The organism is Pseudomonas sp. R4-35-07 (assembly GCF_003852235.1).
Classification (GTDB): Bacteria; Pseudomonadota; Gammaproteobacteria; order Pseudomonadales; family Pseudomonadaceae; genus Aquipseudomonas.
In genome coordinates this window covers 5,507,670-5,530,411 of the sequence record NZ_CP027732.1, presented here as the reverse complement: position 1 = coordinate 5,530,411, position 22,742 = coordinate 5,507,670, and the positions used below count along the sequence as shown (strand labels likewise).

Below are 22,742 nucleotides of genomic sequence, written 5' to 3'. Positions count from 1 at the left end.
CCTTGGGCTCTGTCCTGCGGGGGCGGTATGCTAGCATACGCGCCCCGCTAAACACCTATTCCTGCGACGTGAAGCGTTCTCAGGATGACCATGAATTGTTCGAGAGTTCTGTCGATGACCCATCCTGCCCTGATTGATGAGCTGAAGACCCTGGTTGAGCCCGGCAAAGTGCTGACCGACGCCGACTCCCTGGAGGCTTACGGCAAGGATTGGACCAAACACTTCGCGCCCGCGCCGTGCGCCATCGTCTTTCCCAAGACCACCGAGCAGGTGCAGGCCATCGTCCGTTGGGCCAATACCCACAAGATGGCGCTGGTGCCATCTGGTGGCCGTACTGGCCTGTCGGCGGCGGCGGTGGCGGCCAATGGCGAAGTGGTGGTGTCATTCGACTATATGAACCAGATTCTCGACGTGAACCTTACCGACCGCACCGCGGTGTGCCAGCCGGGTGTGGTCACCAAGCAATTGCAGAACGTTGCCGAAGAACATGGGTTGTACTACCCGGTGGATTTCGCATCGTCCGGTTCCAGCCAGATTGGCGGCAATATCGGCACCAATGCCGGCGGGATCAAGGTGATTCGCTACGGCATGACCCGTAACTGGGTGGCCGGGATGAAAGTCGTCACTGGCAAAGGCGATGTGCTGGAACTGAACCGTGACTTGATCAAGAACGCCACCGGCTACGACATGCGCCAGCTGTTCATCGGCGCCGAAGGGACCCTGGGCTTCGTGGTGGAAGCCACCATGCGCCTGGACCGTGCGCCGAAAAACCTGACCGCCATGGTGCTCGGTACCACCGACTTCGACTCGATCATGCCGGTGCTGCACGCCTTCCAGAGCAAGCTGGACCTGACCGCTTTCGAATTTTTCTCCGACAAGGCCCTGGCCAAAGTCCTCGGGCGTGGCGACGTGCCAGCGCCGTTCGAAACCGATTGCCCGTTCTACGCGCTGCTGGAATTCGAAGCCACCACCGAGGAAGTCGCCAATCACGCCCTCGAGACCTTTGAACATTGCGTCGAGCAAGGCTGGGTGCTGGATGGCGTGATGAGCCAGAGCGAGACCCAGCTGCATAATTTGTGGAAGCTGCGCGAATACATCTCCGAGACGATTTCCCACTGGACGCCGTACAAAAACGATATTTCGGTCACCGTTTCCAAAGTGCCGGCCTTCTTGAAAGAAATTGACGCTATCGTCGGCGAGCACTACCCGGATTTCGAAATCGTCTGGTTCGGCCACATTGGCGACGGTAACCTGCACCTGAACATCCTCAAGCCGGAAACCCTGAGCAAGGACGAGTTCTTCGCCAAGTGCGCCACCGTGAACAAATGGGTGTTCGAGACCGTCGCCAAATACAACGGCTCGATCTCCGCCGAACACGGCGTGGGCATGACCAAGCGCGATTACCTGACTTACAGCCGCTCACCGGTTGAAATCGAATACATGAAGGCCGTGAAAGCGGTGTTCGACCCGAACGGGATCATGAACCCAGGCAAGATCTTCGTTGTTTAAGGACGCTTTTTAAGGAGTCGTTCCATGAGCTACCAGCACAAGTATATCGACGGCACCAACATCCACTTTCCGGTAGGCAAAGTGGTATGTATCGGACGTAACTACGCCGAACACGCCAAGGAGCTGGACAACCCGGTGCCGACCGAGCCGTTGCTGTTCATCAAGCCGGGCAGTTGCGTAGTGCCGCTGGAAGGCGGTTTCACTATTCCTACCGAGCGCGGTTCGGTGCATTACGAAGCGGAAATTGCCGTGTTGATCGGCAAGCCGTTGTCGAACAACCCAAGCCGCGAAGAAGTGCTGGACGCCATCTCCGGCTTCGCCCCGGCCCTGGACCTGACCCTGCGCGACAAACAGGCCGAGCTGAAGGCCAAGGGCCTGCCGTGGGAGATCGCCAAGTCGTTCGACGGCGCGGCGGTGATTGCGCCTTTTGTGGTCGGCAGCACGTTCGCGGACGTGACTGATATCGGCATTCGCCTGACCATCAACGGCGAAGTCCGCCAGAACGGCAACAGCGCGCAGATGCTCAACCCGATCGTGCCGATGATCCAGCACATGGCCGGCTGCTTCTCGCTGCAGGCGGGTGATGTAATCCTGACCGGCACCCCGGCTGGCGTAGGGCCGCTGAATGTCGGCGATAAGCTGGTGCTGGAGTTGTCGGGCGTCAACCGCTTCGAGAGCGTCGTTCGCTGAAAAAATGTGGGAGGGGGCTTGCCCCCGATTGCAGTGTGTCAGCCAGCTAACCTGTGCCTGACACTCCGCTATCGGGGGCAAGCCCCCTCCCACATTGGTTTTGTGTGTGTTCCCGACTATCGGGTTTTGCATTTTTTTCACACGCCATCCGCATAATTCCAGCTTCTCGCTCTATTCCCTATAGCTGACTTCCGGAAAAAGCCCTCAATGGCCGTGCCTCTGCCCACTTCCAAACCTACGCTTCGCTCTCGCTTGACCATGCGCTGGTATTCCTGGGTGTTTCTGGCCGGTGCGATCCTGTATGGCATCGCCTGGGCGATGCACTGGGATGATCGCGGTGTGTTGTGGGTGCTGGAGGGTTTTGAAAGCCCGGCTGAACGCCGGGAAAGCGTGTGGCTGCCGGACTATCACGCGGTCATCGACGCCAAGTTGCTGCTCGGGATGGAGAAGGACGAGGCCTCGGACCTGTCCTACAACCCAAGCACCAAAACCCTGTTCTCCGTGATGGGTAAGAACCCGTTCCTGGTGGAGCTGAGCCTGCAAGGCGACGTGCTGCGCAAGATGCCCCTCAACGGCTGGAACAATCCGGAAGGCCTGACGGTGATGGAGAATGGCTTGATGGCCGTGGTCGATGAGCGCGAGCACAGCCTGACCATCGTCAAGGTAGACGCCGGCACCACGGCGTTGAACAAGGCCGATTTCCCCAGTTATGACCTGGGCCCGTCCAAGGACCAGAACAAAGCCTTTGAAGCAATCACCTGGGACCCGCGCAACCAGCAGTTGGTGCTGGGCGAAGAGCGCCCACCGGCACTGTTTACCTGGAAGAGCGACGGCAGCCAGACCCTCACAGGCGACAAGCAGAAACGGGCGAGTACCGAGCTGGATGTGCGTAACCTGTCTGCCCTGGCCATCGACCCGCGTACCGGGCACTTGCTGGTGCTGTCCGCCGACTCCCATCTGCTGCTGGAGCTGGATGAAACCGGCGAGCAAGTCAGCTTCATGACCCTGTTGGGCGGCTTCAACGGCCTCAAGGACACCATCCCGCGTGCCGAAGGGGTGACCATGGACGAGAGCGGTACGCTGTATATCGTCAGCGAGCCAAACTTGTTCTATCGGTTTGAAAAACAGAAATAACCTACGTCTTACGTCGGACACGTCCTAAAAAGCGGCATTCACCAGACAGCCCGTTGCGTTTAAGTTTAAATTCAGGCGATCTTGATATCTATTCGCCAGTTTTTCTCTGAGCCCGCCACGATGCGTCGATTTGCCCGCCCCAAACCTGCTCTTTTAATCCTGCTGTTGATTGCGCTGGTCGCTGCCGCGATCGTTGCGCAGCAATTCCGTCTGTTCGAGCGTGCCTGGTTCAACTGGCAGGTGTGGCACCAGCCAGCGGATGAACGCGGCATCGGCCTGGCCGATTACCGCGTCTCCCTGGAAGGCCAGGTGATCGAAGGGCTCGACGACGATGTGTCGGCCCTCACCTACGACCCGGTGCGCAAAAGCCTGTTTACCGTCACCAATAAAAACGCCGAGCTGGTCGAGCTGTCCCTGCAAGGCAAGATTCTGCGGCGTATTCCCCTGGTGGGGTTTGGCGATGCCGAGGCGGTGGAGTTCATCAGCGACAATATTTACGTGATCAGTGACGAGCGCCAACAGCGCCTGATCAAAGTGCATGTGGACGATGACACACAATTTCTCGATGCCGCCGATGCGGAGCAGATGACCCTGGGCGTGCACATTGGCAGCAACAAGGGTTTCGAAGGCCTGGCCTATGACTCGGTGGGCAAGCGCCTGTTTGTCGCCAAGGAACGCGACCCGATGGTGATCTATGAGGTCCACGGCTTTCCCCATTTCAAAGCGGAAAAAACCTACTCGGTGCATGTGATCAACAACCCCAAGCGTGATGCCGGGTTATTCGTGCGCGACCTGTCGAGCCTGCAATACGACGAGCGCAGCGGCCATTTACTGGCGCTTTCCGATGAGTCGTTCCTGGTGCTGGAACTGGATATCGATGGTCGCCCGTTAAGCAGTCTGTCACTGCTCAACGGGCGCCATGGCCTGAAAAAACGTGTGCCGCAGGCCGAAGGGATCGCCATGGATGACGAGGGCACGCTGTACCTCGTCAGTGAGCCGAACCTGTTCTACGTGTTCAAGAAGCCCTGATCAGAACATCCACTGCACACCCAGCGAGTAGCCGGTCTGGCTGCCCTCGGCATGGCCGAGTCGACTGTTCACTTCGGCGTACATCCCCAATTGCGGGGTGATTGCCAATTGGCTGCCGAGTTGCGCACGGCCAAAACGTTTATCGACTGACCCCAGTTTGGCGGTGCGGGCCTGGCCATCGGCGCGGGCGGTCAGTTGCAGGTCGTCGAGACGCCCATCGGCCAATTCCTTGACCCACGCGATGTTGCCGTAAGGCATCAGGCTCAAGCCGTAAGGCAGAGCGACAGCACCGCGCACGCGCCACCCCAGGCTGGCTTCCAGGGAATCGAACGACTGCTCTTCGTAGTCCAGCGCGGTGCGCAGGTTCTGCTTCTCGTCGAACTGATCGATGCGGTAGTGGCTGTAATCGAGCCCGGCAAAGGGTCCGCTCTGAAGGGCACCAAAATCGAAGTCATAGCCGCCCAGCACCCGTGCGCCGAGGGACAGCGCGTCGGTCTTGCCGGTCAGGTGCTGGTTGAGCAGCACCGGCCCGCCGCTGGCCTGGATCAGCAGGTTGCGTTTGGAATCGAAGCGCGTGTGGCCGGCGCTCAGATCACCGGCCAGCCAGCTCGGCCCGCCGTCGTTGAGCAGGGCGTAGACGGCGGCCTGCCAGGTGTCGCTATCGAGTTTGCCGCGGTGCTCCAGCGTGTCGCGGCCGTTGCGGTAGCTCAGGCTGGCACCGATGTTCAGGGCTGAGCTCAGCTGGTAGTCGCCCAGCGCATGCACGCCCAACTGCCGGGCCTCTGGGTTGGGTGCGCGGTCGAAACCGCTGTCCGGGTTGTATTGACCGTCCACGCCGATTTCGCCATCGAAGCTGCCCACTTCACGACTGGCCGACTGCAAGGTCAGCCAGCGGCGATCATGCAAACGCACGCTGGCCTGGTGCTGGCGCTGCAGGTTGTCCTGCATATTGCGTGCGACGGCGCCGCCCGAGGCAGTCGAGGCCATCAAGTCGGCATTGGTCAGTTCCAGCACCAGGCGGCTGAGCAGGCGCGAATAATCGCGCAGGCGCTGATCGATGCGCGCCTGGCCGAAGGCATCGGTGAGCACGGCTTTATTGTCTTCGTTCGGGTCGTGCCAGGTCGAGCCGCCGGGGATTTTCGGATTGTAGGTCTGGGTGTAGCCATCCAGGTCGCCCAGCTCCCAATTGGTCGCCTCGATATACAGGATCGGAATATTCAGCGGTTCGAACGGTTCGCCATCGCTGCAGCAGCCGGTGCCCTTGGGGTATTGCGGGTCCAGGCCGGGGTTGGTGAACAGGGGGATATTCAGTTCCTTGGCGATCTGGAAGGTGTGTTCGCGCAACGCCGCCAGGCTGGGGTTGGCCGCGCTGTTCTGGCCGGCGTGGGCATACATCATGTCGCCGGTGGTCAGGCTGTCGAGGTTGATCATCGCGAGCATGTTGGCGCGTTGGCTTGCGCTCAGGGACTCAACGAAGGCCTTGGACCCTCGCAGGCCTTCTTCTTCCGCGCCGAAGCCCACCACCTGCAAGCCATTTTCCAGTTGCAGCCCGCCCAGGTTCTTCGCCACCTCGGTGAGCACGCTGGCGCCGGAGCCGTTGTCGTCCAGGCCTTGCAGGGTGGGGCGACCGAAGTAGGTGTCGAAGTGCGCGCCGATCACCACGTACTGCGGTTTAGTGCCGGCGGCGTAGGCCACCACGTTTTGCGAGGCGCGGCTGCCGTTGTTCCAGGTGAAGTCCTGGCGACTGATGCTGTAGGCCGTGCCCATCTGGCTCTGCATCCAATCGGCCGCCCCGGCGAAATTGGCCGTGTCGCGATAACGCCCGGGGTAGTCGTTGATCAGTTTTTCCAGGGTGGTGGTGGCGTGCTGGCCGTAATCATAGGCCTGAAGATGCGTCGACAGCAGGGTGCCGGCGACGCTGAGAGCGAGGGCTAGGGGCTTTATCACAGGGTCTTCCTTGAGGTGATGAGAGGTTCAAGCGCAGACGCTTTGCACAATGCGCGCCTCATTCCATGGGCGGCGGCGAATTGGCGCATTGTTAAACGCGTGGGTCGCTTGGTTGTAATTTGTAACGGATTGGATACCAGACGGGGCGTGACAGAGCGCACGGTTTTGGAGAGGAGTGCTGCGAAAAGTAGCGTTTGTGTTACAGAAATCCAGACCGGATCGCTATCAAATGTGGGAGGGGGCTTGCTCCCGATGGCGGTGTATCAGTACCAGATATTCTGACTGACACACTGCCATCGGGAGCAAGCCCCCTCCCACATTGGAACTGCGGTGTTATTAAGCTTTGAGGGTTTTCACGCCTTCCGGGGTACCCAACAGCAGCACATCCGCCGGGCGTGCGGCGAACAGGCCGTTGGTCACCACGCCAACGATGGCGTTGATCTGCGTCTCCAGCTCCACCGGATTAGTGATCTGCATGTTGAACACATCGAGGATGATGTTGCCGTTATCGGTCAACACGCCTTCACGGTACACCGGGTCGCCGCCCAGTTTCACCAGCTCGCGGGCCACGTGGCTGCGGGCCATCGGGATGACTTCCACCGGCAGCGGGAATGCACCGAGCACCGGCACCAGCTTGCTGGCGTCGGCAATGCAGATGAAGGTCTTGGCCACGGCCGCGACGATCTTCTCGCGGGTCAGGGCTGCGCCGCCGCCTTTGATCAGGTTCAGGTGCTCGTCGCTTTCGTCCGCGCCGTCGATGTAGAACTCCAGGTCGCTCACGGTGTTGAGCTCGTACACCGGAATGCCATGGCCTTTGAGGCGCGCGGCGGTCGCTTCGGAGCTGGCCACTGCGCCATCGAACGCACCTTTATGCTGGGCCAGCGCATCGATAAAGCAGTTGGCAGTGGAGCCGGTGCCGACACCGACGATGCTCTTGTCGTCGAGTTTGGGAAGGATTAAATCGACAGCGGCCTGGGCCACTGCCTGTTTGAGTTGATCCTGGGTCATGCGGGCTCCGGAACGGGCGGGGGAGTGATCGAGGGCGGCGAGTATACCCCAACAAACCTTGGGATTCGTGTGGTCTCCCGGCCAAAAGCCGGGTTAGACTCCCTGGCCCTGCCCAACCCCTGAAGTAGATGCCTGCCGATGCTTGAACACTACGTCAAAAAGATCCTCACCTCGCGCGTTTACGACGTTGCCGTAGAAACACCCCTGCAGACTGCCCGCCAGCTTTCCGAGCGGCTGGGCAACCAGATTTGGCTCAAGCGCGAAGACTTGCAGCCGGTGTTCTCGTTCAAGATTCGCGGCGCCTACAACAAGCTGTGCCAGCTCAGCGCAGAGGAGCGCGCACGCGGCGTGGTCACCGCCTCGGCGGGCAACCATGCCCAGGGCCTGGCCCTGGCGGCCAAGGTGCTGGGGGTCAAGGCGACGATCGTGATGCCCAAGACCACCCCGGAAATCAAGGTCGAAGGCGTGCGCTCGCGTGGCGGCAAGGTGGTGCTGCACGGTGATTCTTTCCCGGAAGCCCTGGCCTACTCACTGAAGCTGGTCGATGAAAAAGGCTACGTCTACATTCACCCCTACGATGATCCGCACACCATTGCCGGGCAGGGCACCGTGGCGATGGAGATCCTGCGCCAGCATCCAGGGCCGTTGGACGCGATCTTCGTGCCGGTGGGCGGCGGCGGGCTGATCGCCGGCATTGCGGCGTATGTGAAATACCTGCGCCCGGACATCAAGATCATCGGCGTCGAGCCGGACGACTCCAACTGCCTGCAAGCGGCGATGGCGGCGGGTGAGCGCGTGGTGCTGCCGACCGTCGGCCTCTTCGCCGACGGCGTGGCGGTGGCGCAGATCGGCCAGCACACCTTCGACATCTGCAAAGACTATGTGGATGAAGTGATCACCGTCAGCACCGATGAAATCTGTGCGGCAATCAAGGATATCTACGACGACACGCGCTCGATCACCGAGCCGGCAGGCGCATTGGGCGTGGCCGGGATCAAGAAGTATGTCGAGACCCGTGGCGTCAGCGGTCAGACCTTTGTCGCCATCGACTCCGGCGCCAACGTCAACTTTGACCGCCTGCGCCATGTGGCCGAACGCGCCGAACTGGGTGAAGGCCGCGAAGCCATTATCGCCGTGACCATTCCCGAGAAACCGGGCAGCTTCAAGGCATTCTGCGAGGCAGTGGGCAAGCGCCAGATCACCGAATTCAACTACCGCTATCACACCGGCAGCGAGGCGCACATCTTCGTCGGCGTGCAGACCCACCCGGAAAACGACCCGCGCAGCGCATTGATCGCCAGCCTCACCGACCAGGGTTTCCCGGTGCTGGACCTCACCGAAAACGAATTGGCCAAGTTGCACATCCGCCATATGGTCGGCGGGCATGCGGCCAAGGTCAGTGACGAGCTGGTGTTTCGTTTTGAATTTCCGGAACGGCCGGGGGCGTTGTTCAACTTTCTTAACAAACTGGGCGGGCGCTGGAATATTTCGATGTTCCACTACCGCAACCACGGCGCGGCTGACGGCCGGGTGGTCGCCGGCCTGCAAGTGCCGGCGGACGAGCGCCACCTGGTCCCGGCCGCCCTCGCCGAGATCGGCTACCCGTATTGGGATGAAAGCGAAAACCCGGCCTACCAGTTGTTCCTCGGTTGAGCGACTACGCTGACTGAGCGGCCTTCAAGGAATCGAGACTATGGAAACGCTGACCACCCTCAAGGTTATTCACATCGCCGCCACCGTATTGCTGCTGCTCAGCGGCCTGGGCCTGGCAGTACTGGCCTGGCGCAAGCGCAGCGCCGGCCCGGCGGTGGTCGTGCAACGCCCGTGGGCGTTCGTCTGGCTGCTGATGGGCATTTGCCTGGTGAGCATGCCGTTCACCGGCTGGTGGATGGTGCACCTGGTCGGCTGGCCGCTGGGGCAAACCTGGATCCTGGGTTCCAGCATTCTGTATACCGTGGCGGCGCTGGCCTGGTTCTGGCTGGTGGCACGGCTCAATCGGCTGCGTAAAGGCGAGGGCGGTAGCCTGAATTTCACCTTGGTGCTGGCGGTGGTCAGCCTGGTGGGGTTTGTGGCGATTGCCGGGCTGATGGGTGCCAAACCGGTTTGAAAGGAGCTTCATGAACATTCTTCTGGTAGGCGCCACCGGGTTTGTCGGGCGCCACCTGTTGCTGGCTCTGCAGCAGGCGGGGCATCAAGTGGTCGCTACTTGTCGCGAGCCTCGAAGCCAGAATTGGCCGGGCGTGGAGTGGCGCCCGCTGGATCTGAACCTGCTGGCCGTCGACCCCGAAGGTTTCGACTTTCCCGAATCCGTTGATTTACTGATCAATGCAGCCGGTCTGCTGAGCGTGGATGCGGCCGAGCTGAGCCGGGTGCAGGACCGGGGCACTTGCGCGTTGTTCGATCTGGCGGCGCAGCGCGGCGTGCGAGTGCTGCAGGTTTCCGCCCTGGGCGCTTCAGCGCAATCCGATGTGCCGTTTCTCGCCAGCAAAGGCGCGGCTGACGACTATCTGCTTGGCCTCGGGATTGAAGCGGTGGTATTGCGACCCTCATTGGTAGTGGGTGAGGGCGGCGCCAGCAGTGCCTGGCTCGCCGCGCTTTCGCCGTGGCCGCTGATCCCGTTGCTGGACCTCAAGGCCCATCTGCAACCGGTGCATATCGTTGACGTCGTCGGGGCCGTACTGGCATTGCTGCGTCGGTGGCCAGTTGAAGCGATGGTGTTGCCATTGGTAGGGCCTGAACCGATGCGGCTGAGCCAGGTCATTGATCACTTGCGCGCCGTACAAGGCTGGGCGCCGGGCCGATACGTCCAGGCGCCGCTGCTAGGGTTGAGCGGTCGGGTGGGCGACCGCCTGGGTTGGCGTGCGCTGAACAGACAAAGCATTACTCTGGCGCAACAGGACAACGTGGCCGACCCCGAGGTGCTGGCTTCGGTCTGCGGTTATTCGGCGGCACCGCTGTCGTCGCGTTTGCAGGGCTGGCCGACAGCGGCCGTGAGCAGCCAGCTTACGGTCCGTCCCTTGATGCTGGCGGTGCTGGTGCTGATCTGGCTGGGCACCGCAGCGGTGTGCCTGGGGCCGGGGTACGAGTGGGGCTTGCGCATCATGGCGCAGGCAGGCGTGCACGGTGTTTGGGCGATGCTGGCGGTGATCGGCGGGTCGCTGTGCGATGGTCTGTTGGGCACCGGGCTGCTGATCAGGCGCTGGCGGCGCCACACCCTGCTATTGCAACTGTTGTTGATGGTCGGATACACCGTAGTCATCAGCTTCGTTTTGCCCCACTACTGGTTCGACCCCTACGCCGCCGTCGCCAAGAACTTGGTGCTGATGGTGGCTACGTTATGGCTTTTTTGGACTGAACCTACTGTGAATGAGTGTCGCCGATGAGTGCTTACCTGCTGCTCAAAACCCTGCATATCCTTTCGTCCACCATCCTATTCGGGCTGGGCGCGGGCTCGGCCTACTACGCGTTGCGCGCCTGGCGCAGCGGCAAAGTGGAAGTGATCGCCGTAACATTCAAGCACCTGGTCTTTGCCGACTGGGCGTTTACCGCGACCACGGCAGTGTTCCAGCCATTGAGTGGGATCGGCTTGATGCATCTGGCGGGTTGGTCGTTGCAGCAGAGTTGGTTGCAGTGGACGTTCGGTTTGTATGTGTTGGCGGGGATCTGCTGGCTGCCAGTGGTGTGGTTGCAGATTCGTGTGCACCAGATGGCGGAACAGGCGTTGCGCGAAGGTACGACGATGCCACTCAAGGCCGCAACCTATATGCGCTGGTGGTTTGGCCTGGGTTGGCCTGCATTCCTGGCGTTCATGGCGATTTTCTACCTGATGGTGGCCAAGCCTATGTAAGGCTTGGGCCCGTGTCGCCTGCATCGGGGGCAAGCCCCCTCCCACATTGGAATGCGTTCCCCTGTGGGAGGGGGCTTGCCCCCGATAGCTTTATCAGCCGCGCAGCGTAATCACCGGCCAGCCCCGCTTTTCAGCCTCGGCCCGCAAATTCGGGTCCGGATCCACCGCCACCGGATGAGTCACCTGCTCCAGCAGCGGCAAATCATTCATCGAGTCGCTATAGAAGTAGCTGTCTTCCAGGCTATACCCGGTCTCTTCCAGCCAACGGTTCAAGCGCGTCACCTTGCCTTCACGAAAGCACGGCACATCGGTGCTGCGCCCGGTGTAGCGGCCATTTTCCATCTCGCACTCGGTGGCGATCAGGGTTTCAACCCCCAGCCGTGCGGCAATCGGCGCGGTGACGAAACGGTTGGTGGCGGTGATGATCACCAGCATGTCGCCAGCGGCGCGGTGCTTGGCCAGCAGTTCCACTGCCTTGGGCAGCATGATCGGTTCGATGCAGTCGCGCATATAGTCGTTGTGCCATTCGTCCAACTGAGCCATCTCGGTGCGGCCGAGGATTTCCAGGCAGAAGTTCAGGTAAGCGGCGTTGTCCAGCTTGCCGGCCAGGTAGTCCTGATAGAACGCGTCGTTACGCGCCTTGTAAGCTACCGGGTCGAGAATCCTGCGTTCACACAGGTAATCACCCCAGGCGTGATCGCTGTCACCGCCCAGGAGCGTGTTGTCCAAGTCGAATAAAGCCAGGCGCATTGCGGTTACTCGCTGAAAAGTCTGTAAAAAGGCGTCCAGAATACGGTCTTTTCACAAGAGTGCACATAAGGTAAGAAGCCTCGTTGCCGCTGGATGAACCTTTGTGGAACAATGCGGCGACATGCGTTTGCGAGGTTGTTGCCGTGATCGACCCCGATGGTTTCCGTCCTAATGTCGGGATTATTCTTACGAATGATGCCGGACAGGTGCTATGGGCTCGCCGAATCAACCAAGATGCCTGGCAGTTTCCTCAAGGTGGGATCAACCCCGACGAAACCCCTGAAGACGCCTTGTACCGTGAGTTGAACGAAGAAGTCGGCCTTGAGCGCGAAGATGTGCAGATTCTGGCCTGCACCCGGGGCTGGTTGCGCTATCGTTTGCCGCAACGCCTGGTGCGTACCCACAGCCAACCGCTGTGTATCGGCCAGAAGCAGAAATGGTTTCTCCTGCGCCTGATCTCCAATGAGCAGCGGGTGCGGATGGATTTGACCGGTAAACCGGAGTTCGATGGCTGGCGCTGGGTCAGTTATTGGTATCCGCTGGGCCAGGTGGTGACATTCAAGCGCGAGGTTTATCGTCGCGCTCTCAAAGAGCTTGCCCCGCGCCTTTTAGCGCGCGACTGACGACGGAGTTCGACCCCGAGCCATGCTCAATACGCTGCGCAAGATCGTCCAGGAAGTTAACTCCGCCAAGGATCTCAAGGCGGCGTTGGGGATTATTGTGTTGCGCGTCAAGGAAGCCATGGGCAGCCAGGTCTGCTCGGTTTACCTGCTGGACCCCGAGACCAACCGTTTTGTGCTGATGGCCACCGAGGGCTTGAACAAGCGCTCCATCGGCAAAGTCAGCATGGCACCCAATGAAGGTCTGGTGGGCCTGGTGGGGACGCGTGAAGAACCCCTGAACCTTGAAAACGCGGCCGATCACCCGCGTTATCGCTACTTTGCCGAAACCGGCGAAGAGCGCTACGCCTCGTTTCTCGGCGCGCCGATCATTCACCACCGCCGCGTCGTCGGCGTGCTGGTCATCCAACAGAAAGAACGCCGCCAGTTCGACGAAGGTGAAGAAGCCTTCCTGGTGACCATGAGCGCGCAGCTGGCCGGGGTTATCGCCCACGCCGAAGCCACGGGCTCGATTCGCGGCCTGGGTCGCCAGGGCAAGGGCATCCAGGAAGCCAAGTTCGTCGGCGTGCCGGGTTCGCCGGGTGCCGCCGTCGGTACGGCGGTGGTCATGCTGCCACCGGCCGACCTCGATGTGGTACCGGACAAGACCGTTCACGACATCGACGCTGAAATCAAACTGTTCAAGACCGCCCTGGAAGGCGTACGCGCCGACATGCGCAACCTGTCGACCAAGCTGGCCACCCAGTTGCGCCCGGAAGAGCGTGCGCTGTTCGACGTGTACCAGATGATGCTCGACGACGCGTCCCTGGGTAATGAAGTCAAGACCGTGATCAAGACCGGCCAGTGGGCCCAGGGCGCGCTGCGCCAAGTGGTTACCGATCACGTCAACCGTTTCGAATTGATGGACGACGCTTACCTGCGCGAGCGCGCCTCGGATGTGCGTGACCTCGGTCGCCGTCTGCTGGCCTACCTGCAGGAAGACCGCACCACCAATCTGGTCTACCCCGACAACACCATCCTGATCAGCGAAGAACTGACCGCCACCATGCTCGGCGAAGTGCCTGAGGGCAAGTTGGTCGGCCTGGTCTCGGTATTGGGCTCGGGTAACTCCCACGTTGCGATCCTGGCTCGCGCCATGGGCATTCCGACGGTGATGGGCTTGGTGGACCTGCCGTATTCCAAGGTGGATGGCATCGACATGATCGTCGATGGTCATCGCGGCGAAGTCTTTACCAACCCCAGCGAATTGCTGCGCAAGCAATACGCCGAAGTGGTCGAGGAAGAGAAACAACTGGCGCTGGGCCTCGACTCGTTGCGCGAGTTGCCGTGCGTGACCCTCGACGGCCACCGCGTGCCGCTGCTGGTGAACACCGGCCTGCTGGCCGATGTGGCGCGGGCGCAACAGCGCGGCGCTGAAGGGGTGGGGCTGTACCGCACCGAAGTACCGTTCATGATCAACCAGCGTTTCCCGAGTGAGAAGGAGCAGCTGGCGATTTATCGCGAGCAACTGCAGGCCTTCCACCCGTTGCCGGTGACCATGCGCAGCCTGGATATCGGCGGCGACAAGTCACTGTCGTATTTCCCGATCAAGGAAGACAACCCCTTCCTCGGCTGGCGCGGGATTCGCGTCACCCTCGACCACCCTGAAATTTTCCTGGTGCAGACCCGCGCCATGCTCAAGGCCAGCGAAGGCCTGAATAACTTGCGCATCCTGCTGCCGATGATCTCCGGCACCCACGAGCTGGAAGAAGCCTTGCACCTGATCCACCGTGCCTGGGGCGAAGTGCGCGACGAAGGCGCCGACGTGCCGATGCCGCCAATTGGCGTGATGATCGAAATCCCGGCGGCGGTGTACCAGGCCAAGGAGCTGGCACGGCAGGTGGACTTCCTGTCGGTAGGCTCTAACGACCTGACCCAATACCTGCTCGCTGTGGACCGCAACAACCCGCGGGTAGCCGACCTGTACGACTACCTGCACCCGGCCGTGCTACAAGCGCTGCAGCATGTGGTGCGCGACGCCCATGCCGAAGGCAAGCCGGTGAGTATCTGCGGTGAAATGGCCGGCGACCCGGCGGCGGCGGTGCTGTTGATGGCGATGGGCTTTGACAGCCTGTCGATGAACGCCACCAACTTGCCCAAAGTGAAATGGATGCTGCGCCAGGTTGAATTGAGCATGGCCAAGGATTTGCTGGCCGAACTGATGACCATCGACAACCCGCAAGTTATCCACAGCTCGCTGCAATTGGCGCTGAAGAATTTGGGGCTGACGCGGATGATCAATCCGGCCTCGGCGAAAACCCTCTAAATCCTGGCGCCAATCAAAATGTGGGAGGGGGCTTGCTCCCGATAGCGGTGTAACTGTCAGCACATGTTTAGCTGACACACCGCAATCGGGAGCAAGCCCCCCTCCCACATTTGATTTTCGGTGGGGTTAGAGATTGAGCTCGACCTCGCCCAACCGCCCACCCTGCGGCCCGAAACTGCGCTCCACCATCCGCCGCGTCCCGTCGGCATTCACGATCAACGCTGTGCTTGCCCGCGTCCCGTAACTCGGGCTGGCGATAAACACACTCGACAGCAAACTCTCCGTCGCCAAGCCGACGCCGGTATCCGGCAGTTCAGCAAACGGTGCGGTCTGCGGGTCACTCAAGATCCCCAGCAACGCGTCCGGCTGTGGATCGTCGAGGATTTCAACGAGTGCCGCCTTGGCCTTGAGCAGCTTCGGCCAGGGCGTATCCAAGCCGGCATTGGATAAACCGTACACGCCCGCCTCCAAACGCATCGGCTCGGTCTTATTGGCGTTGTAGTGCCAAAGCTCATCCCGCGTGCCCACTAATAGATTAAACCCGGCGTATTCAATCGAACGACCGTTAACTTCCGCCAAATAATCGTCAATCGGCAGCGAACCACTGAGAAAGCGCGCCACCAGCTCACCCCGGGACTTGCGTGACGGCGGCTGGTGCGGGTCGCGGATATTGGTGAGCGCGGCGAAGCGCCCCTCGGCGTTGACCCCCAGCCAAGTGCCGCCCGCTTCCTGATCGCGGCCGGCAAAGACCTGTGGTGCATCCGGCCATTGAGCCAGCGGCAGGCTGGGCCGGGCGTAGAATTCATCACGGTTGGCCGCGACGATCAGCGGCTGGGCATGGCCCGGCCGCCAGGCAAAAACAATCAGGCACATCGGGCGATCCCTTGTGTGTTTTTTCCTCACTCTACCCACAGAACCGCGGGCGTTCCATCGTAACGAAGTTGGGCCGCGCACCTTCCATCCGTTAACATGCCGGGCTGTTTGGTGTGTATGTGAACTTCTTAATTTGATCTCGCAGCTGTAACGCAGGCTTAATCGCGCATCGGCATGGTCCGGTGCGTCATGACTAAATGTTTTAACGAGGAGTCGCAATGCTGCCTTACCCGCAGATCGACCCGGTGGCCCTGGCCATCGGTCCGCTGAAAATCCATTGGTATGGGTTGATGTACCTGATCGGCATCGGCGGTGCCTGGCTGCTGGCGTCCCGGCGCCTGAACCGTTTCGACCCGACCTGGACCAAGGAGAAACTCTCCGACATGGTGTTCTGGTTGTCGATGGGGGTCATTGTCGGTGGGCGACTCGGGTATGTGCTGTTCTACGATCTGTCGGCCTACATCGCCAACCCGACGCTGATCTTTGAGGTGTGGAAGGGCGGCATGGCGTTCCACGGCGGGTTTATCGGCGTGATGATCGCCGCCTGGTGGTTTGGCCGGCGCAACGGCAAGTCGTTTTTCCAGCTGATGGACTTCGTCGCGCCGCTGGTGCCGATTGGCCTGGGCGCTGGGCGTATCGGTAACTTCATCAACGCTGAGCTGTGGGGCAAGCCGACCGATGTGCCGTGGGCCATGGTTTTCCCGCCGTTCAGCGACCCGGCGCAACTGCCGCGCCATCCGTCGCAGCTGTACCAGTTCGCCCTGGAAGGTGTGGCATTGTTCCTCATCCTGTACATCTTCTCGCGCAAGCCACGCCCAACCATGGCCGTGTCGGGGATGTTCGCGCTGTTCTACGGGATCTTCCGCTTCATCGTCGAGTTCGTGCGCGTACCGGATGCGCAGTTGGGCTACCTGGCGTGGGGCTGGTTGACCATGGGGCAGGTGCTCAGCATCCCGATGATCCTGGTCGGCCTGGGCCTGCTGTGGTGGGCTTACAACCGCCCACAAGGCATCAAGAGCACCGCGCTTTAAATTCGAACGCCGAGGCGTGCGCGCCTCGGCTTCAACGATACGGGTACCCACATGAAGCAATACCTCGAACTCCTGCACGACGTCGTGACCAATGGCCTGACCAAGGGCGATCGTACCGGCACCGGCACCAAGGCCGTGTTCGCCCGTCAGTATCGGCATAACCTGGCCGATGGCTTCCCGCTGCTGACCACCAAGAAGCTGCATTTCAAAAGCATCGCCAACGAACTGATCTGGATGTTGAGCGGCAACACCAACATCAAGTGGCTCAACGAAAACGGCGTGCGTATCTGGGATGAATGGGCCACCGAAGACGGCGACCTGGGCCCGGTGTACGGCGAGCAGTGGACCGCCTGGCCGACCAAGGACGGCGGCAAGATCAACCAGATCGACTACATGGTCGAGACGTTGAAGACCAACCCCAACAGCCGCCGCATCCTGTTCCACGGCTGGAACGTCGAATACCTGCCGGATGAAACCAAGAGCCCCCAGGAAAACGCGCGCAACGGCAAGCAGGCCTTGCCACCGTGCCACCTGCTGTACCAGGCCTTTGTGCATGATGGCCATCTGTCGATGCAGTTATACATCCGCAGCTCCGATGTATTCCTCGGCCTGCCCTATAACACTGCCGCCCTGGCGTTGCTGACCCACATGCTGGCCCAGCAGTGCGACCTGATCCCCCACGAGATCATCGTCACCACCGGCGACACCCATGCGTACAGCAACCACATGGAGCAGATCCAGACCCAGCTGGCGCGCACGCCCAAGAAGCTGCCGGAACTGGTGATCAAGCGTAAACCGGCGTCGATCTACGACTACAAGTTCGAAGACTTTGAAATCGTCGGCTACGACGCCGACCCAAGCATCAAGGCTGACGTGGCGATCTGAAGTCTGTCCTGATCTAAATGTGGGAGGGGGCTTGCCCCCGATAGCGGTGGATCAGCCAGCATTTCTATGGCTGACACACCGTAATCGGGGGCAAGCCCCCTCCCACATTTGGTCCGCGTTCACTTAAGTCTAATGCCCGTGGCTTCTGCCCACATGCGACGGCTCGGCCTCGCTGGCCTGCACGCTCCCGCTGACCTCCAAGCGCTGCAAGATCCCGCACTGCGCCCCGCCGCCACAGCGCTGGCGCAGGTCCAGCAATTGTTCCTGCAACGCCAGCAGCCCATCGATCCGCGCTTTTACATGGTGGATATGTTCGTCGATCAGCGCATTCACGCTTTCGCATTGGTCCTGTGGGCTGTCACGCAGGTTGAGCAGGCTGCGGATTTCTTCCAGGGTCATGTCGAGGCTGCGGCAGTTGCGGATAAAGATCAGCCGCTCGGTGTGCGCCTGGGTGTACACCCGGTAGTTGCCGTCAGTGCGCGCCGGGGGTGGCAGCAGGCTTTCCTTCTCGTAATAACGGATGGTTTCCACCGGGCAGTCGGTCAGTTTGGCCAGTTCGCCGATCTTCATCGCAGCAATCTCCAAATGGGTGCTTGACCCTATAGTGGCTACAGGGTCTTTACTTGGCAACAGGCACATCTACGGACGCGACAGCATGAGCGATTCCCTCCACACCCCGCATAAGCACGATCACGAGCATGATCACGGCGAGCAAACGCTCAAGCCCGCGCACGACCACGGCGGCGGGTGCTGCTCCGGCACCCCGGCGCCTGCAAAAGTACAGCTGAGCGACGCTCCCACCGCCGGCTCGCGCCTGAGCACCTTTCGCATCGAAGCGATGGACTGCCCCACCGAACAAACGCTGATCCAGAACAAACTGGGCAAGCTCGCCGGGGTGCAGCAGCTGGAATTCAACCTGATCAACCGCATCCTCGGCGTCACCCATGACTTGCCGAGCACTGCGCCGATCATCGATGCCATCAAATCCATCGGCATGCAGGCCGACCCTATCGAAGAAGGCACCCCCGCCGCCGCGCCGCCCGCCAAGAAGCACTGGTGGCCGCTGGCAGTCTCGGGCGTGGGGGCATTGGGCGCGGAAGTCCTGCATTTCACGGGCGTGGCGCCGACCTGGGTGATCGCCCTGGTGGCGCTGGTGTCGATTCTCAGCGGTGGCCTCACCACCTACAAAAAGGGCTGGATTGCCCTGAAAAACCTGAACCTGAACATCAACGCGCTGATGAGTATCGCCGTGACCGGCGCCGTGCTGATCGGCCAATGGCCGGAAGCGGCGATGGTGATGTTCCTGTTTACCGTGGCCGAGTTGATCGAGGCCAAGTCCCTGGACCGTGCGCGCAATGCCATCAGCGGCTTGATGCAGATGACCCCGGAGCAGGCCACGGTGCGCCAGGCGGACGGTTCATGGCTGGAGCAAGAGGTCAAAAGTATTGATTTAGGCGCCATCGTGCGGGTAAAGCCTGGCGAACGCATTGGCCTGGACGGTGAGGTGACTGCCGGTCAATCCACGGTCGACCAGGCGCCGATCACCGGTGAAAGCCTGCCGATCGAAAAAAACCTGGGCGATAAAGTCTTCGCCGGTACGATCAACCAGGCCGGTTCCCTGGAATACAAGGTGACCGCAGCGGCCAACAATTCCACGTTGGCGCGGATCATTCACGCGGTGGAGCAGGCCCAGGGCTCGCGGGCACCGACCCAGCGTTTTGTCGACCGCTTCTCCAAGGTCTATACACCCGCGGTGTTCCTGTTTGCCCTGGGCGTGGCGGTCATACCGCCGCTGTTCATGGCGGGCGTCTGGTTCGACTGGATCTACCGCGCCCTGGTGTTGCTGGTGGTCGCCTGCCCGTGCGCCTTGGTGATTTCCACCCCGGTGACCATTGTCAGCGGCCTCGCGGCGGCGGCGCGCAAAGGCATCCTGATCAAGGGCGGCGTGTACCTGGAGGGCGGTTACAAGCTCAACTACCTCGCCCTGGACAAGACCGGCACCATCACCCACGGCAAGCCAGTGCAAACCGACTACTTGCCGCTGTTCGCCACGGTGCAGGACAGCGCGCCGGCGCTGGCCGCGAGTTTGGCCGGCCGTTCCGACCACCCGGTCTCCCTGGCGATCGCCAACGCGGCGGTGGATAAAAACCTGGCGTCCTACGTTGTGGATAACTTCGCGGCATTGCCCGGTCGTGGCGTGCGCGGAGACATAAACGGCGAAACCTACCACCTGGGCAACCACCGTCTAGTGGAAGACCTCGGGCTGTGCTCGCCGGCCCTGGAAGAGAAACTCTTCGCCCTGGAAAAACAAGGCAAGTCCGTGGTGCTGCTGCTCGACAAGTCAGGCCCGCTGGCCCTGTTCGCCGTAGCCGACACGGTCAAGGACAGCAGCCGCGAAGCCATCCGGCAACTGCACGAACTGGGCGTCAAGACCCTGATGCTCACCGGCGATAACACTCACACCGCCCAGGCGATTGCTGCCCAGGTCGGTATCGACCAGGCCCAGGGCGACCTGCTGCCCACCGATAAGCTGCACGCCATTGAAACGCTCTACGGCCAAGGCCACCGCGTCGGTATGGTCGGCGACGGTATCAACGACGCGCCGGCCCTGGCACGCGCCGAAATCGGCTTTGCCATGGCCGCCGCAGGCACCGACACCGCCATCGAGACCGCCGATGTCGCGCTGATGGACGATGATCTGCGCAAGATCCCGGCATTCATTCGGCTCTCCAGGCAAACGTCGAGTATCCTCAAGCAGAACATCGTCCTGGCGCTGGTGATCAAGGCCATCTTCCTGGCGGTCACCTTCCTGGGCATGGCGACGATGTGGATGGCGGTGTTTGCCGACATGGGGGTCAGCCTGCTGGTGGTGTTCAATGGCCTGCGCCTGTTGCGCAAATAGACGATGAGAGGGTGGTGTGCTGAGTGCTGAGCTGAAGGCGTTTTTCATGGTCGCCCGCCTGGGCAGCATTACCCAGGCAGCGAAAAAGCTCGGCCTGAGCCAGCCCACGGTCACTACCCAGATCCGCAACCTGGAAAGCCACTACGGCGTTGAACTGTTCTACCGTGGCGGCCGCCGCCTGACCGTCAGCGATGAAGGCGCGCGGCTGTTGCCGATGGTCAAGGCGCTGTTGCAGCAGGAAGCGGACATCGAGTTTTTCCTGCGCAACAACGGCCAGGTCCAGGGCGCCTTACGGATTGCCGCCACCGCGCCGTACTACATTCTGGACCTGGTCAAAGCCTTTCGCGAACGCCTGCCGCACGTAGAGGTGTCGGTGGAAATCGGCAATTCCCAGCAGGTGCTCGAAGCGCTGGACGACTACCGCGTCGACGTCGCCGCCTCGTCGCAGTTAGTGGAAGACCCGCGTCTGGTGCGCCGCGTGCTGGGCACGGACCCGCTGGTGTTGGCGGTACACCGCAATCACCCGTTGGCCAAGCTTGATCACGTACCGTTGAGCGCGCTCATCGGGCATACCTTGCTGATGCGTGAAGCGGGTTCTACCACCCGCAGGCTGACGGAAGAGATGCTGAAGAACGCGGGCGTGGGGTACGGGCCGTTGCTGGAGATTGGCAGCCGTGAGTCGATTCGCGAGGCAGTGCTGCGCAATATCGGCATCAGCATCATCGCACGCCACGAAGTGCCGCATGATCCACAGCTGAAGGTGCTGACCCTCGAGAAGGCGCCGCAGATTCCCGAGTATCTGTACTGCCTCAAGGAGCGTAAAGGTGCCCGGTTGCCCGCAGCTTTCCTTGGCCTGGCCCAGGAAATGTCACCCTTGTAGGAGCGAGCTGATCGTTCCCACGCTCCGCGTGGGAATGCCTCCTGGGACGCTCCGCGTCCCGTCACTGCCGCCCACAGGTGACGCAGAGCGTCACGGGCTGCATTCCTACGCGGGAGCGTAGGAACGATCGGGACCCGGCACCACATTTCTAAGAATCCTACACAAATCCACCAATACCACTATCACCTCCTTTTGCCTTTCTGCCACACCAGCTACGCATTCCCTCCCTAGCATGGCCTTCATCCGTTCGATGAGGTGCCACCATGAACACAGCCCTGACCCAACCCGGCGCGCCGATGAAGGTGCGCGGTATCCAGAAACGCTTCGGCGCCTTTACCGCGTTGGACAACGTGTCCCTGGACGTTGCCGCTGGCGAGCTGGTGTGCCTGCTGGGCCCGTCCGGCTGCGGCAAAACCACGTTGCTGCGCTGCATCGCCGGGCTTGAGCGCCAGGACAGCGGCGAGCTTTACCTGGGTGACCGCGATGTTTCCCGGCTGCCGCCCCAGGCGCGGGACTACGGCATTTTGTTCCAGTCCTACGCGCTGTTTCCCAACCTGACCGTTGAAGCGAACATCGGCTACGGCCTCGCCGGCTGCGGCCGTGATGAGGTGCGCAAGCGTGTCGGGCAAATGCTCGAATTGGTCGGCCTGCTCGGCAGCGAAAAGAAATTCCCCGGCCAGTTGTCCGGGGGCCAGCAGCAACGTGTCGCGCTGGCGCGGGCCCTGGCGCCGGCGCCTTCGTTATTGCTGTTGGATGAACCCATGTCGGCCCTCGACGCGCGGGTGCGCGAGCATCTGTGTACCGAGCTGCGCCAACTTCAGCGCCGCCTGGGCATCACCACGCTGATGGTCACCCACAACCAGGACGAGGCCATGTTGATGGCCGACCGCATCGCGGTCATGCACAACGGCAAGGTCGAGCAGTACGCCACGCCGCAGGAAATCTATGACCGCCCGGCCACGCCGTTCGTGGCGGAGTTCGTCGGCCAGGGCAACTGGCTGCCGTTCAGCCGCAACAGCGCCAGCCATGCCCAGGTCGGCGGGATGAATGTGCGACTGGCCGATGACGCCGGCATCGCCAAATCCGGCCGGCTGTTCTGCCGCCCGGAAGCGATCAGCGTGAACCCGCCGGTGCATGAGGAAAACCTGTTCCCGGCCAAAGTCCGCGAGATCACCTTCCTGGGTAATCGCTGCCGCATGAGTTTTGAGCTGGAGCAGTTGCCGGGCCACCCACTGCTGGCCGAGCTGGCGCCGGAAGCCATGCCGCGCCTGGGGGCCCAGGACATTCTGGTGGCCCTGCCGCCGCGCAGCTTGCAGGTGTTTGCCTGAGATG

General features: G+C 61.4%; 20 protein-coding genes. 15 read left to right on the top strand and 5 right to left on the bottom strand.

All coding sequences use genetic code 11. The features are described 5' to 3' along the window. Positions 1–114: 114 nt before the first annotated feature. From C4J89_RS25405 to C4J89_RS25390, 4 genes are all read left to right on the top strand, one after another. On the top strand, positions 115–1,509 hold the full coding sequence (locus tag C4J89_RS25405) for an FAD-binding oxidoreductase (RefSeq protein ID WP_124415853.1): 1,395 nt from the start codon (positions 115–117) through the stop codon (positions 1,507–1,509). Between the two features lie 24 nt (positions 1,510–1,533). Beyond that, positions 1,534–2,199 carry a fumarylacetoacetate hydrolase family protein gene (locus C4J89_RS25400; protein ID WP_124368736.1) on the top strand — a complete coding sequence of 222 codons (666 nt, stop codon included), beginning with the start codon at positions 1,534–1,536 and terminating at the stop codon, positions 2,197–2,199. A gap of 207 nt (positions 2,200–2,406) precedes the next feature. After that, positions 2,407–3,333 carry an SdiA-regulated domain-containing protein gene (locus tag C4J89_RS25395; protein ID WP_124415852.1) on the top strand — a complete coding sequence of 309 codons (927 nt, stop codon included), beginning with the start codon at positions 2,407–2,409 and terminating at the stop codon, positions 3,331–3,333. 120 nt (positions 3,334–3,453) lie between these two features. Continuing rightward, positions 3,454–4,362 carry an SdiA-regulated domain-containing protein gene (locus C4J89_RS25390; RefSeq protein ID WP_124364855.1) on the top strand — a complete coding sequence of 303 codons (909 nt, stop codon included), beginning with the start codon at positions 3,454–3,456 and terminating at the stop codon, positions 4,360–4,362. Here C4J89_RS25390 and C4J89_RS25385 read toward each other — a convergent pair whose 3' ends face one another. Then, positions 4,363–6,309, bottom strand: a complete 1,947-nt coding sequence (locus C4J89_RS25385; protein ID WP_124415851.1) for an autotransporter domain-containing protein — start codon at positions 6,307–6,309, stop codon at positions 4,363–4,365. It lies immediately after the preceding gene. A 336-nt stretch (positions 6,310–6,645) separates the two neighbouring features. Then, positions 6,646–7,317, bottom strand: a complete 672-nt coding sequence (gene rpiA / locus C4J89_RS25380; protein ID WP_010207308.1) for a ribose-5-phosphate isomerase RpiA — start codon at positions 7,315–7,317, stop codon at positions 6,646–6,648. Positions 7,318–7,455: 138 nt separating this feature from the next. On the opposite strand from rpiA, the gene ilvA reads away from it, so the two are divergent. Genes ilvA through C4J89_RS25360 form a run of 4 tightly spaced genes read left to right on the top strand, consistent with a single transcriptional unit; the run spans position 7,456 to position 11,164 of the window. Beyond that, on the top strand, positions 7,456–8,970 hold the full coding sequence (gene ilvA / locus C4J89_RS25375; RefSeq protein WP_124364852.1) for a threonine ammonia-lyase, biosynthetic: 1,515 nt from the start codon (positions 7,456–7,458) through the stop codon (positions 8,968–8,970). A 40-nt stretch (positions 8,971–9,010) separates the two neighbouring features. Next, positions 9,011–9,424: a DUF2269 family protein gene (locus C4J89_RS25370; RefSeq protein WP_124415850.1), complete on the top strand. Its 414-nt coding sequence runs from the start codon at positions 9,011–9,013 to the stop codon at positions 9,422–9,424. Between the two features lie 10 nt (positions 9,425–9,434). Then, positions 9,435–10,700, top strand: coding sequence for an SDR family oxidoreductase (locus C4J89_RS25365; RefSeq protein ID WP_124364850.1), 1,266 nt, complete (start codon positions 9,435–9,437; stop codon positions 10,698–10,700). Beyond that, on the top strand, positions 10,697–11,164 hold the full coding sequence (locus C4J89_RS25360; protein ID WP_124364849.1) for a DUF2269 domain-containing protein: 468 nt from the start codon (positions 10,697–10,699) through the stop codon (positions 11,162–11,164). Before C4J89_RS25365 ends, C4J89_RS25360 begins: the two co-directional genes overlap by 4 nt. Before the next feature lie 93 nt (positions 11,165–11,257). Here the strand turns inward: C4J89_RS25360 and C4J89_RS25355 are convergent, their stop codons facing one another. Further along, on the bottom strand, positions 11,258–11,914 hold the full coding sequence (locus tag C4J89_RS25355; protein WP_124415849.1) for an HAD family phosphatase: 657 nt from the start codon (positions 11,912–11,914) through the stop codon (positions 11,258–11,260). 143 nt (positions 11,915–12,057) lie between these two features. Here C4J89_RS25355 and C4J89_RS25350 point away from each other — a divergent pair, with 143 nt between their 5' ends. Together C4J89_RS25350 and ptsP are read left to right on the top strand one after the other, a co-directional pair. Beyond that, a complete protein-coding gene (locus C4J89_RS25350) occupies positions 12,058–12,537 on the top strand; it encodes an RNA pyrophosphohydrolase (RefSeq protein ID WP_003176750.1) in 480 nt (159 codons plus the stop codon). A 22-nt stretch (positions 12,538–12,559) separates the two neighbouring features. Then, positions 12,560–14,839, top strand: coding sequence for a phosphoenolpyruvate--protein phosphotransferase (ptsP, locus tag C4J89_RS25345; protein ID WP_124364847.1), 2,280 nt, complete (start codon positions 12,560–12,562; stop codon positions 14,837–14,839). Between the two features lie 126 nt (positions 14,840–14,965). Here ptsP and C4J89_RS25340 read toward each other — a convergent pair whose 3' ends face one another. Further along, positions 14,966–15,712, bottom strand: a complete 747-nt coding sequence (locus C4J89_RS25340; protein ID WP_124415848.1) for an NRDE family protein — start codon at positions 15,710–15,712, stop codon at positions 14,966–14,968. Positions 15,713–15,930: 218 nt separating this feature from the next. On the opposite strand from C4J89_RS25340, the gene lgt reads away from it, so the two are divergent. Beyond that, positions 15,931–16,743, top strand: coding sequence for a prolipoprotein diacylglyceryl transferase (lgt, locus tag C4J89_RS25335; protein ID WP_122542012.1), 813 nt, complete (start codon positions 15,931–15,933; stop codon positions 16,741–16,743). A 51-nt stretch (positions 16,744–16,794) separates the two neighbouring features. Continuing rightward, positions 16,795–17,628: a thymidylate synthase gene (locus C4J89_RS25330; RefSeq protein WP_124364845.1), complete on the top strand. Its 834-nt coding sequence runs from the start codon at positions 16,795–16,797 to the stop codon at positions 17,626–17,628. Between the two features lie 129 nt (positions 17,629–17,757). Here C4J89_RS25330 and cadR read toward each other — a convergent pair whose 3' ends face one another. Continuing rightward, positions 17,758–18,198 (bottom strand): Cd(II)/Pb(II)-responsive transcriptional regulator, encoded by a 441-nt coding sequence (cadR, locus tag C4J89_RS25325; RefSeq protein WP_124415847.1) that lies wholly within the window; start codon positions 18,196–18,198, stop codon positions 17,758–17,760. A gap of 85 nt (positions 18,199–18,283) precedes the next feature. Between cadR and C4J89_RS25320 the strand changes: the two genes are divergently transcribed. The 3 genes from C4J89_RS25320 (at position 18,284) to C4J89_RS25305 (ending at position 22,738) form a co-directional block, all read left to right on the top strand. Then, the gene (locus C4J89_RS25320) at positions 18,284–20,530 is read left to right on the top strand and encodes a heavy metal translocating P-type ATPase (RefSeq protein WP_124415846.1); all 2,247 of its coding nucleotides are present in this window, start codon (positions 18,284–18,286) and stop codon (positions 20,528–20,530) included. 16 nt (positions 20,531–20,546) lie between these two features. Beyond that, positions 20,547–21,410 (top strand): LysR family transcriptional regulator, encoded by an 864-nt coding sequence (locus C4J89_RS25315; protein WP_124415845.1) that lies wholly within the window; start codon positions 20,547–20,549, stop codon positions 21,408–21,410. 263 nt (positions 21,411–21,673) lie between these two features. Further along, complete coding sequence (locus C4J89_RS25305) at positions 21,674–22,738, top strand: putative 2-aminoethylphosphonate ABC transporter ATP-binding protein (protein ID WP_124364841.1); 1,065 nt, start codon at positions 21,674–21,676, stop codon at positions 22,736–22,738. Positions 22,739–22,742: the final 4 nt, after the last annotated feature.

What these genes read in the sequence shown, in the direction of transcription:
- C4J89_RS25405 (WP_124415853.1), top strand. Translation starts at nt 115, where the DNA reads ATGACCCATCCTGCCCTGATTGATGAGCTGAAGACCCTGGTTGAGCCC.
- C4J89_RS25400 (WP_124368736.1), top strand. Translation starts at nt 1,534, where the DNA reads ATGAGCTACCAGCACAAGTATATCGACGGCACCAACATCCACTTTCCG.
- C4J89_RS25395 (WP_124415852.1), top strand. Translation starts at nt 2,407, where the DNA reads ATGGCCGTGCCTCTGCCCACTTCCAAACCTACGCTTCGCTCTCGCTTG.
- C4J89_RS25390 (WP_124364855.1), top strand. Translation starts at nt 3,454, where the DNA reads ATGCGTCGATTTGCCCGCCCCAAACCTGCTCTTTTAATCCTGCTGTTG.
- rpiA (WP_010207308.1), bottom strand. Translation starts at nt 7,317, where the DNA reads ATGACCCAGGATCAACTCAAACAGGCAGTGGCCCAGGCCGCTGTCGAT.
- ilvA (WP_124364852.1), top strand. Translation starts at nt 7,456, where the DNA reads ATGCTTGAACACTACGTCAAAAAGATCCTCACCTCGCGCGTTTACGAC.
- C4J89_RS25370 (WP_124415850.1), top strand. Translation starts at nt 9,011, where the DNA reads ATGGAAACGCTGACCACCCTCAAGGTTATTCACATCGCCGCCACCGTA.
- C4J89_RS25365 (WP_124364850.1), top strand. Translation starts at nt 9,435, where the DNA reads ATGAACATTCTTCTGGTAGGCGCCACCGGGTTTGTCGGGCGCCACCTG.
- C4J89_RS25360 (WP_124364849.1), top strand. Translation starts at nt 10,697, where the DNA reads ATGAGTGCTTACCTGCTGCTCAAAACCCTGCATATCCTTTCGTCCACC.
- C4J89_RS25355 (WP_124415849.1), bottom strand. Translation starts at nt 11,914, where the DNA reads ATGCGCCTGGCTTTATTCGACTTGGACAACACGCTCCTGGGCGGTGAC.
- ptsP (WP_124364847.1), top strand. Translation starts at nt 12,560, where the DNA reads ATGCTCAATACGCTGCGCAAGATCGTCCAGGAAGTTAACTCCGCCAAG.
- C4J89_RS25340 (WP_124415848.1), bottom strand. Translation starts at nt 15,712, where the DNA reads ATGTGCCTGATTGTTTTTGCCTGGCGGCCGGGCCATGCCCAGCCGCTG.
- lgt (WP_122542012.1), top strand. Translation starts at nt 15,931, where the DNA reads ATGCTGCCTTACCCGCAGATCGACCCGGTGGCCCTGGCCATCGGTCCG.
- C4J89_RS25330 (WP_124364845.1), top strand. Translation starts at nt 16,795, where the DNA reads ATGAAGCAATACCTCGAACTCCTGCACGACGTCGTGACCAATGGCCTG.
- cadR (WP_124415847.1), bottom strand. Translation starts at nt 18,198, where the DNA reads ATGAAGATCGGCGAACTGGCCAAACTGACCGACTGCCCGGTGGAAACC.
- C4J89_RS25320 (WP_124415846.1), top strand. Translation starts at nt 18,284, where the DNA reads ATGAGCGATTCCCTCCACACCCCGCATAAGCACGATCACGAGCATGAT.
- C4J89_RS25305 (WP_124364841.1), top strand. Translation starts at nt 21,674, where the DNA reads ATGAACACAGCCCTGACCCAACCCGGCGCGCCGATGAAGGTGCGCGGT.